The sequence below is a fragment of the Enterococcus sp. LJL99 genome (genome assembly GCF_054871725.1).
In genome coordinates, this window is record NZ_JBTXLT010000001.1 from 353,105 (window position 1) to 366,717 (window position 13,613).

Annotated in this window: 6 protein-coding genes and 1 other annotated feature (1 of these 7 cut by a window edge); of the genes, 2 read left to right on the forward strand and 4 right to left on the reverse strand. The window is 36.5% G+C overall.

Features of this window, described 5'->3' with window-relative positions; genetic code table 11:
• Window positions 1-174: 174 nt before the first annotated feature.
• From ACYSNW_RS01745 to gltB, 3 genes are all read right to left on the reverse strand, one after another.
• Entirely contained in the window at window positions 175-1,668 is a 1,494-nt protein-coding gene (locus tag ACYSNW_RS01745; protein ID WP_461742627.1) for a helix-turn-helix domain-containing protein, read from the reverse strand.
• A gap of 428 nt (window positions 1,669-2,096) precedes the next feature.
• Entirely contained in the window at window positions 2,097-3,536 is a 1,440-nt protein-coding gene (locus tag ACYSNW_RS01750) for a glutamate synthase subunit beta (protein WP_461742629.1), read from the reverse strand.
• Between the two features lies 1 nt (window position 3,537).
• Entirely contained in the window at window positions 3,538-8,040 is a 4,503-nt protein-coding gene (gltB, locus tag ACYSNW_RS01755) for a glutamate synthase large subunit (protein ID WP_461742631.1), read from the reverse strand.
• 262 nt (window positions 8,041-8,302) lie between these two features.
• Between gltB and efaR the strand changes: the two genes are divergently transcribed.
• Together efaR and zwf are read left to right on the forward strand one after the other, a co-directional pair.
• Entirely contained in the window at window positions 8,303-8,953 is a 651-nt protein-coding gene (gene efaR / locus ACYSNW_RS01760; RefSeq protein ID WP_461742632.1) for a transcriptional regulator EfaR, read from the forward strand.
• Between the two features lie 41 nt (window positions 8,954-8,994).
• The gene (gene zwf, locus ACYSNW_RS01765; RefSeq protein WP_461742633.1) at window positions 8,995-10,518 is read left to right on the forward strand and encodes a glucose-6-phosphate dehydrogenase; all 1,524 of its coding nucleotides are present in this window, start codon (window positions 8,995-8,997) and stop codon (window positions 10,516-10,518) included.
• Window positions 10,519-10,628: 110 nt separating this feature from the next.
• On the opposite strand, the gene ileS is transcribed toward zwf, so the two are convergent.
• Window positions 10,629-13,418, reverse strand: coding sequence for an isoleucine--tRNA ligase (gene ileS / locus ACYSNW_RS01770; protein ID WP_461742634.1), 2,790 nt, complete (start codon window positions 13,416-13,418; stop codon window positions 10,629-10,631).
• A gap of 94 nt (window positions 13,419-13,512) precedes the next feature.
• Window positions 13,513-13,613: a binding site (T-box leader), on the reverse strand (it continues 124 nt past the right edge of the window).

Sequence of the window (13,613 nt, forward strand, 5' to 3'; positions counted from 1 at the left end):
TTTTTACCCCTCCCTAGAAATTTCACTATCTACTATTATACGTGATTTTTATGGATAAGGCATTAAAAACATAGAAAGAAAATTTAATCTATCGTTCTACTTTTTAAAAGCATTGAAATAAAGCAAAACACAGCACTTTTTTAGCTTTAGGATTAATAATATTCTAAACAATCATTATCGATTTAGATAGTCGATTGCTTCTGGTAAAACTAAACGACGATTATCAATAAATTTTCTTAAATCAATCAAATTCTTAAATGACGGAATGTCTTCTACGATTACACTATTGATTTCTGGCACATCTTTAATCGTATAGTTAGACACATATAAATCATATTGACTAAGATCCAATGGCTTTCTCTCATCAACAATTGATTTTTCCTCTACTGTGATATCTATTTTGTGTTGGAAATTATCTTTTATTATTGATGCTAATAATTGTCCGTGTTCAATTCCTAGATCACTTAAAACAGCTACAGAAACCTTATGACGAATATCATCCAACAATTGAGGGAGTGATTCCCAACGAATAACGATTTCATGAAGGATTTCATCTAAATACATCGAATACCAAGGAAATTGCGTTTTATTTTCAAGCACTTGTAATGATTTTGATACCACTGCTGTAAAAACAACAAAACTTTGCTTAATCGCTTTACTAGAATAAAGAAAACGATCATACACCATATATTTTTTAAAGGGATACATTTTATGTTTAGCATAAATATACTCAATCAATCGACCGATATTTTCCCGACTTTCTTCAGTTATCGGAATTTCTAGTGCTTCTTTGATTGTCTTTACTAACCCAACACCTTGCTTGATAATGTTCATTCGCTCTTGGGGATTATCCCAACCAAAATCCCACCAAAAAATTGAATAACAAAAATCTTCATACCAATTATCTGGAACTTTTGCCTCTAAAGGTTTTACAATTTCTTCAATATCCGCTCGGTACTGCCGAACATCAATGGTATATTCTTTGAATCGTTGAATTGGATCTGATGTCGACTGAATCAAAAAGCCTTGATGCTCTCTAATCACCGTTACTGCAATGGAATATGCAAGATGAGCTAATTGAATATCGTTTAAATTAAGTTCAGAAGAATCATTAATATTTTGGGCTAAAGTCACTATTCTTTCTTTATCTAGCGGAAACGGCCATTCGTGGATTCCATAGACTTCTAAGAAATAAGAGGTAAAGAAATAGCGAACTTGTCGTTCCTCTGGACCATGAATATAATAAGGACTTCGACTCATCGTAATATTTCTCTTTTTCAAAGAAGTCGTGATTACATTAGATAAACGATACAAACTCGAATGACTTAAAAATAATTCTTGTTCCCAATATTCAGCCGTTTGTTTTGGATTAAAGAAAAGAGCTTCCAATAAGGTAAATGCGTTTGACTCTTGAATAATTTCAGCGTAAATATCATGAATCGAATGATGAGGCGACAAAATTAAATGAATCCCACTTTTTCTTGATGTTTCAATGGTCAAATAATCTAACCAACGATCCTCAACATATTGACAATCCAACATAACAGTTTTTTGTGAACAACCAATCAAATCCGCTAACCTTTCCGAAGTCACCCAACCATTCGAACTATTTAGCAAATTCAATAACGTTACTCGTCTGTGCATAGATGTTGATAATAAGAATTCCATTAACTTTCCTCTTTTCTATTTTAAATTTAGGTTATAAAGAAGGCGTTTTGGTTTGAGCAATTAGACCAAATTCAGTTATTGCGCTTTTAGCAATGAATGAGTTTTTACTAATTGCCTAAAACCTGACTTTTTTATACCGTCTACTTAGGGTTCAGTTTGCAAATTAAATTACTTCTTTATTTTATTTTTCAAAAAATAGTTTTTATTTATATTAAAAATTATACCATCTTAACTATTCAAATTATACCAATCAAATGGACGAATTCACTAACAAATCAGTTAAAATCATCAAATATAATGAATATTTAGTGTTTTTTTGGAAAATAATCATTTAAAAGAGCCAATTTGAGTAAAATAAAAAAGCGAAATTCATAGAAATCTGAACAATGATTTCCATAAATTTCAGCCTTTTTGATTTTAAATCATAATTATTGCGCCACAAGTGTACGCAATGTTTTATCTACATTTTCAGCAGCTAAACGTCCTTCACGGATAGCCCAAATCACTAAACTTGGTCCACGCTTAGCATCTCCTGCAACATAAACTCGTTCATTATTCGTTGAGTAATCATCAAATATTTCATCTACTTCTAAATGCTCTAATAAACTTCTTTCAGGCCCTACAAATCCCATAGCCAATAAAACTAAATCAGCTTTCATAATTGATTCGCTTCCAGCAATTGGTTGGAATTGATTATCGACTTGAGTGGTTTCAATCCCAATTAATTGACCTCTTTCCGCCCCAATAAACGCAGTCGTAGATGTTTGATAATGCGTCAATTGTTCTTTTTGAACCGTTTTTGCTTCCTCCTGACCATACCCATCTTTACTAGTCATTGGGTATTCTGGCCACGGATTGTTACCCGTGCGATGTTTAGGCATTTGAGGGGTGATTTCTAATTGTTTCACCGAAGCTGCTCCCTGACGAATCGCTGAACCAATACAGTCATTCCCTGTATCACCGCCGCCAATTACCACGACATTTTTCCCAGCAAGTTTTTTACTTGTTGCTTCTTTACCATATTTTAAGACATCTTTGGTAACCTCTGTCAAATAATCTACCGCAAATTGAATTCCTTGAAATTCTCTACCAGCTACTTTTAAATCTCGCGGAACACTGGCACCTGTCGCCACAATCACTCGATCATATTGCGCATATAGATCATCGATCATTAGATCAACACCGATTTCTGTATTTGCAACAAAGTTAATTCCGACTTCAACCATTACATCGATTCGTCTTTGAACAACATCTTTGTCTAATTTCATATTAGGAATCCCATACATCAACAAGCCACCAAATTTATCTGAGCGTTCGTAAATTGTCACCGAATGTCCTAGTTGATTTAAACGCCAAGCAGCAGATAACCCAGCAGGTCCACTTCCGATAATAGCGATTTTAAAATCAGTTTTTTCTTTTGGTAATCCTGTTGGACGAACCCAGTCATTTTCAAACGCTGTATCAATAATAAAACGTTCATTATCATGGATCGCAACTCCTGAACCATTCAACGCTTCCGTACATGACTTCTCACATGGAGCGGGACAAACTCGACCGGTCATTTCAGGTAATGGATTCGTTCGACTCAACCGTTCCCAGGCTTTTTCGGTTTCACCTCGGTAAACCAAATCGTTCCATTCTGGAATTAGATTATCATTAGGACACCCCGATACAGCACGTTTGCCGCCATAAAAGACACCCGTGTGACAGAAAGGAATCCCACAATCCATACATCTTCCAGCTTGTTCCTTTCTTTCTTTTTCATCTAAAGGAACTTGCAATTCATGCCAGTCTTTAATTCTTTCATCAACAGGTCTATAAGGGTTACTTTTTCGTTCATACTTTAAAAATCCATAAGGATCTCCCATACTAGTCACGCTCCTTCGCTTTAGATTTTGGTGGCACAACTTGTGTACCAATCACGGCTTCAAAAGCTTTTGTTACTAATTCTTCGCCTTTTAACCCTTGTTCTTTCAATTGTTCAGTTACTTGAATCATTTCATGATATTCTTTTGGATAAACCTTAACGAAAAATTGTTGTTCCTCTTCCCAATTAGCTAAAATAGCTTGGGCTTTTTCTGAATTGGTAAAAGCAACATGTTTTTCTAACAATTCTTTCAATTGTTCATCATGTCCAGACTCACCAATTGCAAATAATTCCACCATTTCCATGTTACATTTTTCAGCAAATTGATTTTCAGGGTCATAAATATACGCGACCCCTCCAGACATACCAGCACCGAAGTTACGACCAGTCGAACCTAAAATAACCGCTGTTCCACCTGTCATATATTCACACCCATGATCGCCAACGCCTTCAACGACGACAGTCGCGCCACTGTTTCTAACACAGAAACGTTCACCAGCTCGTCCTTTAAAGTACGCTTCCCCATGATTTGCACCGAAACAAGCAACGTTTCCGACGATTGGTGAACTAGAAGCATATGCCGCCTCTTCTGGTGGTACAATAATCAAACGACCACCACTCAGTCCTTTTCCTACATAATCATTGGCTTCACCAGTTAGTTTTAAGGACATTCCTTGCGTAATAAAAGCCCCGAAACTTTGACCCGCGGTTCCCTTATAATGATAGTTCAGCAATCCTGGTGTCACTTCATAATTACCGAAACGTTCGGCAATCCAACCACCCATACGAGCGCCAACTGTTCGATTCACATTCGTAATTTTTTCTTCAACATATACTTTTTGATTATTTTCAATCGCAGATTTCGCAAAGGCATCTAATTCTTTCCACTGACGCGTTTCTTGGAAAGGGTCTTCTACTTTTCGTTGAATACCGATTGTTTTACCTAACATTCTAGAAAAGTCTAATGATTTCGCTTTTCCTTTTGCCACAAATTTTGGTTTCAAGACTTCAGTGTGACCAACCATTTCATCAATTGTTCTAAAGCCTAGCTCTGCCATGATTTCACGCAAATCTTCTGCTAAGAACATCATCGTATTCACTACATGTTCTGGTTTTCCAGCAAAGAATTTTCTTAAAGCAGGATTTTGAGTAGCGACCCCTACTGGGCAAGTATTTAAACTACAAACTCTCATCATCACGCAGCCGACTGCTACAAGTGCTAATGAAGCAAAACTATACTCCTCTGCACCTAATAAAGCCGCAACTGCAATATCTCGTCCCGTCATTAATTTTCCATCTGTTTCTAAAACCATTCGTTGACGTAAATTATTCATCGATAGCGTTTGGTGTGCTTCTGACAAGCCCATTTCCCAAGGTAAGCCTGCATCACGGACCGAATTTCGCGGAGAGGCTCCCGTTCCGCCATCATAACCAGAGATAACGACTACATCTGCTCCAGCTTTAACAACACCTGTCGCAATCGTTCCAACGCCTGTACTAGAAACCAATTTAACATTAATTCTTGCATAAGGATTGATTGCTTTAAGGTCATAAATCAACTGCGCTAAATCTTCAATCGAATAAATATCATGGTGAGGCGGTGGTGAAATCAATCGAACACCTGGTGTCGAGCCTCTTATCTCAGCAACCCAAGGGAAAACTTTATTTCCAGGTAATTGGCCACCTTCTCCTGGTTTTGCTCCTTGCGCCATTTTTATTTGTAACTCTTCAGCGCTCATCAAGTACTCAGCATTCACTCCAAAACGTCCTGAAGCGACCTGTTTGATTTTACTATTTAAATTGACGCCGTTTGGTTTTGATTTAAATCGATTACGATTCTCTCCACCTTCTCCACTATTGCTTTTAGCTCCAATCGAGTTCATCGCTTCTGCGATACATTCATGTGCTTCTTGACTCAATGAACCATAACTCATTGCCCCTACTTTAAATCGTTTAACAATTGTTTCTGCTGGTTCAACTTCTGAAAGTTTAACGGGAGTTCGAGCTGTTTCAAATTCCCACATAGAACGCAAAGTTGTCGGCGTTTCTAAGGCTTCGTGATTCAGTTGCTCTGAATAGGTTTTATATAATGCATAGTCACCTGTACGAACTGCTTGTTGGAAATTGTAGATTGTTTTCGGATTAAACAAATGATGTTCTCCATCTGCCTTATATTGGAAACTTCCTCCTGATGGTAAGAAATCCGTCTCTTTTTCTCCATAAGCAGCTGTATGACGAGCTAGATATTCTTTTTCAATTTGATCAATCGTCAAGCCACTGATTCGGGTAGACGTACCTGTAAAGAATGTTTGAACAACATTTTCGGATAAACCAACCGCTTCAAATAACTGTGCGCCATGATAACCAGCAATCGTCGAAATTCCCATTCGCGACATAATTTTCACAATTCCTTTTTCAGCTGCTTTACGGTAATTTTCCAACTGATCTTCCAAGTGAAAATCTTTTAACGATACATACGTGCCATAAGGATGGATGGCACTTGCGCCATAACCAATCAACATCGCGTAATGATGCACTTCGCAGACTTCCGCTGAATCAACAACGATTGAAACAAGTCCCCGTTTTCCTTGCTTAACTAGATAGTTATGCAAACCTGCGACCGCAAGTAAAATCGGCATACTCATTTTATCTTCAGCTGCGCCACGATCAGATAAAATAATGATACTCGCACCGTTCTCAATTTCTTCCTCAACATCTTTAAACATCGCTTCTAATGCTCTTAATAAACGATTAGGTGCATCAGGAGTCAATGAATAAAGCGTCGTCTGAACGATGGCTTTTTGAGATTTTGTGTGTAAATTTCTTATTTTTAAGAAATCCTTTGTTGATAAAACAGGACTTTCAATTTTTAATTTATTACAGTTTTCTGGTTGATCTTCCAACAAATTACTGTCTCGACCCAAAAACATTTCTGTTCCGATTACTAATTTTTCACGAATCGCATCAATTGGCGGATTCGTAACTTGAGCAAATTGTTGTTTGAAGTACGTGAATAAAGATTGTGGTTTCTCACTTAAGACAGCTAGCGGTGAATCATACCCCATAGAAATGACCGGCTCTTCACCATTTTCAGCCATCGGAACAATCGTTTTACGAATAATTTCATCCGTATAACCATTTAATTTCCACATTTGATTGAGTGCTTCTTTGGATACTTCAGCATTTTCTTCCTGACCCTCTTCTAAATCATCGATTGTGATTAATTGCTCTTCCAACCATTGACGATAAGGATTCGCTGTCGCATAACGATCTTTAATTTCTTCATTACGATAAAATTTCCCTTCGACTGTATCGACCAAAATCATATTCGCAGGACCTAAAACACCTTTTTCAATCACTGTTTGAGGATCTAAATCAACAACACCAGATTCAGAAGCAACAACAATAAAATTATCTTTGGTAATTGAATAACGCGAAGGACGTAGACCATTTCGATCGAGTGTTGCACCAACCATATCTCCATCAGTGAAACAAAGGGCAGCAGGACCATCCCATGGTGCCATAAAACTAGAAGAATATTCATAGAAAGCGGCTACTTCTTCTTTTAAATTTGCTTCTTCAGACCAAGCTTCTGGAATCATCATCATCAGAGCTTGAGGAATCTCTCGACCATTGCGGTATAAGTATTCCATACAGTTTTCTAATTTTGCAGAATCGGAATTTTCTTCGTTGTAAACTTCGATATGATGGCTGTGCATCCAATTTTCGGCACCACGCAAAGTATTGATTTCACCATTATGCGCTAGAAAACGGAACGGCTGTGCTCGATCCCAGCTAGGAAAAGTGTTTGTTGAAAATCGTGAATGGATAAGAGCTATGCTACTCGCCATCGTTTTATCTTGTAAATCTGGATAAAATAGACGAACTTGATAGGCATGAAGCATCCCTTTATAAACGATTGTTTTTGAGGATAAACTACAGATGGCCAACTCATTTGGAGCGTAAATTTTTTCTAAATGGCGGCGTAAGCGGAATAAACGGTCTTCGAAAGCTCGACCTACCATGACATCAAAAGGTTTTTCAATCATGATCTGTACAAAACTCGGCATTACTTTTTGTGCACCAGGTCCACAATGTTCAAAAGAAAACGGAACTTCTCTTGTCCATAAAACGCGATACCCAGCTGTTTCAATTTCCAGTAGGACTGAAGATAACAAGTGTTCTTTTTTGTTTTCATCATTTGGTAAGAATAGGTTAGCGATTGCGTATTCTCCCTTATCCGGTAAGACAATTTGCTGAGCTGCTGCTTTTTTCCGGAAAAAAGTATCTGGCAAAGCCATTAAAATTCCAGCGCCATCTCCAGTATCCGGCTCAGCTCCTGTTCCTCCACGATGATTCATTCGTTCTAACATCGTCAATGCATGATCAATCAATTGGTGTGAAGCTATCCCATCGATTTGAGCGATAAAGCCCATACCACAAGCATCTTTTTCAAACGATGGATCATACATCGTTTTTTCTTGATTCTGTTGATGTGTTTTCATTACGCACCAGTCCTTTAATTAATTTGAATATTCTAATTTTTTTTTAATAGTTTACCTTTTTCTCTTCAATTTTACAATAAGCAGCTAGCAATTTTTACAAAAAAAATAATTAGAAAACGTTATCAAATTAAGCAACGCTGATAATTTCATTGATTTACTGGAAATTTTCAAAGCTTTTTTAAGATTAACATCTTATTAAATGGTCAAAAAAAGATTTTTCTGATAAACTATTTCTGATGGTTTCTTTGAAAGGATGAAAAATATGACACCAAATCGCGAAGACTACCTAAAGCTCATTTTTGAATTAGGTGGCGATGAAAATAAAATAAACAATAAGCAGATTGTTTCTGGTTTAGATGTCTCAGCTGCCTCCGTCAGTGAGATGATTTCAAAACTAGTAAAAGAAGGTTTGGTTGAGCACTCCCCTTATCAAGGCGTCCAACTAACAGAATCAGGTCTGAAAAAAGCCAGTACATTGATTCGCAAACATCGATTATGGGAAGTTTTTTTAGTCGAACATTTAAATTATTCATGGAATGAAGTTCATGATGAAGCAGAGGTTTTAGAACATGTGACCTCTCACTCATTAGCTAATCACTTAGCTGACTATTTAAATCAGCCAAAATTTTGCCCACATGGCGGTGTGATCCCTGATGATAATCAACCGGTCCATGAACAAAAGAGACAAACCTTGGCCGACTATCCTGTTGGTTCTAAGATTCGAATTGCACGTGTCTTGGATGAAAAGGAACTCTTAGATTACTTAGTTTCTATTGACTTAAATATCCATGAAGAATATCAAATCGATCATATTTCAGCCTATGAAGGACCGATTACAATCAAAAATGAACAAAAAGAAGTAGCTGTTAGCTATAAAGCAGCCGGAGCGATTTTTGTTGATGAATTAATCTAAACAAACAATATACTACTACGATGAAAAGAGGGGCTTATTTTATGAATGAAAAGATTGCGTTATTTACAATTTTTGGTGGTACTGGCGACTTAGCTAAAAGAAAGCTTTACCCTTCACTTTTTAGATTATATCGAAAAGGAACATTAGCCAAACATTTTGCTGTCATTGGTACGGCGCGTAGAGAATGGTCTGATGAACATTATCAAGAAGTTATTCGAGAAACCATCGCTGACTTAGGTCCTACAAAAGAAGAAGCCATGGAATTTTCTAGTCATTTCTATTATCAATCTCATAATGTAAATGACTCAGAGCATTACGATACCTTGAAAAAATTATCAGATACCTTAAACGATAAATATCAACTTCAGGGAAATCATATTTATTACTTGGCGATGGCACCTCAGTTTTTTGGTACAATCGTGCAACATCTAAAATCACAAAGCATTTTAACTGAAAATGGTTTTGATCGTTTAGTCATTGAAAAACCTTTTGGTTCAGATTATCAATCAGCCTCTCAGCTAAATAAAGAAATTAGAGCCGTGTTTCCCGAAAATGATATTTTTAGAATCGATCATTATCTAGGAAAAGAGATGATTCAAAATATTTCAGCTATTCGTTTTGCCAATAATATTTTTGAATCACAATGGAACAATCGTTACATTGATAACATCCAAATTACCTTTGCCGAAAGCTTAGGCGTTGAAGATCGTGGAGGTTACTATGATCATAGTGGCGCGTTAAAAGATATGGTACAAAACCATATTCTTCAAGTCGTTGCATTACTAGCGATGGAACCTCCAGTTGCTTTTTCAGAAGCTGACATTCGCGCGGAAAAAGTTAAAGCCTTACAAGCAATTCGTTTATACTCTGAAACAGAAGCACTAGAAAATTTTGTTCGTGGTCAATATGGAAGTGGAAAATTAGACAATACTGAGTTTACCGCTTATCGTAACGAACCAAATGTAGACCCAGAATCTCAAACAGAAACCTTTGTTGCTGGAAAATTTTTAATTGATAACTTCCGTTGGTCTGGCGTTCCATTTTACGTTCGAACAGGAAAACGTTTGACTGAAAAAGGCACACGAATCAGCATTGTCTTCAAACAAGTACCGATTAATGTCTTTAAAGATGATATTGAAAAATGCCAAGAAAAAACCGACTTGCCACCTAATGTTCTAACTATTTATATTCAACCGACTGAAGGATTTTCACTAACGTTGAATGGGAAAGAAATCGGTTTAGGTTTTACTACAACACCTGTTAAGCTTGATTATCGTCATAGTGCTGAAACAACCGAAAACAGTCCTGAAGCTTATGAAAAATTATTGCTAGATTGCTTAAATGGCGATGGAACTAACTTCTCACATTGGGATGAAGTTGCACAGTCATGGCGCATCGTAGATATCATCCGTGCTGCATGGGATAAAACAACCGTTGATTTTCCTAATTATGCAGCTGGAACGATGGGACCTCAATCAGCTTTTGATTTATTAGCTAAAGATAACTTTACATGGACATGGCAACCTGATACTTGGTACCGCGACCGTGGCCAACTAGAAGATTAATAGTAAACGAAATACAAAAATTCTAGCAACAAAATAAAAAAGTCAGTATTTTTGGTTTTATTTCCAAAAATCTGACTTTTTTATTTTAATTACTTTCGCTTGAATCGATCTTAACTTTCAAATCCTTCAGCAACTGCTTCTGGATAATTTTCTTCAACAATTGTTGCGCAACGACCACATAAATGAGGTAATTTTTGATCTTCACCTACATCGGTACGAACCGCACGACAACGATCACATGTTTCGCCTGCTGCTTTTTCAACTAAAATTGACATATCATCAAATTTCTCAGCAGTTTCAGGAACGGCTACTGTTTTATCTGCAATTTCAAAGTCAGAAACAATCAACAATTGCGCGATATCAGCATTTATAGCAAGCAATAATTGACGAACTTGTTCATTTGGATAAACTGTCACTTTCGCTTCTAACGATTTCCCAATCAACTTAGAATTCCGTGCTTCTTCTAAAGATTTCAATACATTATCTCTGAAGTTCATAAATGCTGACCATGTATCTAACAATTCTTCTTGATTTGTAAATTCTTCATAGCCTGGAAATTCAGCCAATTGAACAAATTCTTCGTCTTCTTTCAAGAAACTCCAAATCTCTTCAGAAGTATGAGGAATGATTGGTGTCAATAATTTAGTCAGTTTCACAGCAATTTGGTAAAAGACTGTTTGCATACAACGACGTTGATAATTATCTTCTGCTTCGATATAAACAACATCTTTCGCAAAATCTAAATAGAAAGAAGATAAATCAACCGTTAAGAAATTAATGATTGTACGGTAAATTTGCATGAAATTATATTTTTCATATCCTTTTTCACGAATTTCTTTGATCACTGAATTCAAACGAACAATCATATATTTATCAACTGATCTTAACTCTTCATAAGATACCGTATTTGTGTCAGGTTCAAAATCACTTGTATTTGCTAACAAGAAACGCATTGTGTTACGAATTTTGCGGTAAACTTCTGAGACTTGATTTAAGATATCCATTGAAACACGAACATCAGATTCATAATCCACACTACTTACCCAAAGACGTAAAATATCCGCACCCATTTGTTTAACTACTTTATCTGGTAAAATCGTATTTCCTAACGATTTACTCATTTTACGACCTTCACCATCTAATACAAATCCTTGAGATAAAACTGCCTTATAAGGAGCTACACCATTGATTGCCACACTTGTTGTAATACTTGAGTTGAACCAACCACGATATTGATCAGAACCTTCTAAATACATATCAGCGGGGAAAGCCAATTCTGGGCGTTGACGTAACACAGCTTCGTGAGAAGAACCAGAATCAAACCAAACATCCATGATATCATTTTCTTTTGTAAACTCACCATTTGGAGAACCTGGATGAGTAAATCCTTCTGGCAATAACTCTTTCGCTTCACGTTTAAACCAAATATTTGAACCATGTTCAGCGAATAAATTAGCTACATAATCAATCGTTTCAGGCGTGATAATCGCTTCACCATTTTCTGCATAGAAAATTGGTAGTGGAACGCCCCAAGCACGTTGACGTGAAATCACCCAATCGCCACGATCACGAATCATATTATAAAGACGTGTTTTGCCCCAAGGAATAATCCAATCAACTTTCTCTACTTCGTCCAAAATATTTTGGCGGAACTTATCAATTGAAGCAAACCATTGCGGCGTTGCACGGAAAATAACTGGTTTCTTCGTACGCCAATCATGAGGGTAACTATGAGTAAAGAAATCTAATTTCAACAAAGCATCTTTTTCATCTAATAATGCAGTAATCATTGGGTTGGCTTTATCATAGAAAACTCCTTCAAAACCAGGTGCTTCATCTGTAAAGATACCACGATCATCAACAGGTGAAAGAACCTCTAAACCGTATTTTTTACTAACAAAATAATCATCTTCCCCATGTCCTGGAGCTGTATGAACCAAGCCTGTACCAGCTTCTAACGTTACATGATCACCCAACATCACTAAGGACGTACGATCATAAAATGGATGATGAGCAGTCATATACTCTAATTCTGAACCAGCAATCGTTTGAATGATTTCTACCTCATCCCAACCAATTGCTTCTTTTACAGAATCTAAAAGATCTTTGGCCACCACATATTTTTTACCATAAGCTTTTACTACCACATATTGGTATGTCGGATTAACAGAAATTCCTAAGTTTGCCGGTAATGTCCATGGTGTTGTTGTCCAAATCACAAATGATGTATCTGTATCTAGAATTCCTTTGCCATCTGCTACTTTAAAAGCAACATAAATTGAAGCAGATTTAACATCTTTATATTCGATTTCGGCTTCTGCTAATGAAGATTCGCTAGATGGAGACCAATAAATTGGTTTTAATCCTTTATAAATATACCCTTTTTCAGCCATTTTTCCAAAAACACGAATCTCAGCGGCTTCATATGAAGGATCTAACGTAACGTATGGATGTTCCCAATCACCAGCCACTCCTAAACGTTTGAAATCAGTTCGTTGTGTATCAACTTGTGAACGTGCATATTTTTCACATTTTTCACGGTAATCAGCTAAAGACATTTCTTTTCTTTTGATACCTTTGTTCGTCAACACTTGTTCAATCGGTAATCCATGTGTATCCCATCCAGGAACATATGGTGAACGGAATCCAGACATTGACTTAGAACGGATAATAATATCCTTACTAATTTTATTCAATGAGTGCCCTAAATGGATATTCCCATTCGCATACGGCGGTCCATCATGTAAAATAAAGGTTGGTTTTCCTTCATTAAGCTCTTGTCTTTTCTCATAAACTTTCTTTTCGTCCCAATCTTTTTGCCACTCTAATTCACGATTAGGCAAATTTCCACGCATTGGAAAAGCAGTTTTCCCAAGTTGTAGTGTTTCTTTCATTTTCAAAATTGCTTCCTCACTTTCTTTTATAAAAACTTCTTGCAAAAACAATCAATTAATTGATTGATTGATTATTTATATACAAAAAAGTACTTCCATCCCAAGGGACGAAAGTACTCGCGTTACCACCCAAATTTAGAATGTTTTAAGTCAACAAAACATTCCCTCAAAAAATCGATAACGAGATTAATCGTCAAACTC

Excerpts from the sequence above, each read along its gene's own strand:
- efaR (WP_461742632.1), top strand. The coding sequence starts at position 8,303 with ATGACACCAAATCGCGAAGACTACCTAAAGCTCATTTTTGAATTAGGT.
- ACYSNW_RS01750 (WP_461742629.1), bottom strand. The coding sequence starts at position 3,536 with ATGGGAGATCCTTATGGATTTTTAAAGTATGAACGAAAAAGTAACCCT.
- ACYSNW_RS01745 (WP_461742627.1), bottom strand. The coding sequence starts at position 1,668 with ATGGAATTCTTATTATCAACATCTATGCACAGACGAGTAACGTTATTG.
- gltB (WP_461742631.1), bottom strand. The coding sequence starts at position 8,040 with ATGAAAACACATCAACAGAATCAAGAAAAAACGATGTATGATCCATCG.
- zwf (WP_461742633.1), top strand. The coding sequence starts at position 8,995 with ATGAATGAAAAGATTGCGTTATTTACAATTTTTGGTGGTACTGGCGAC.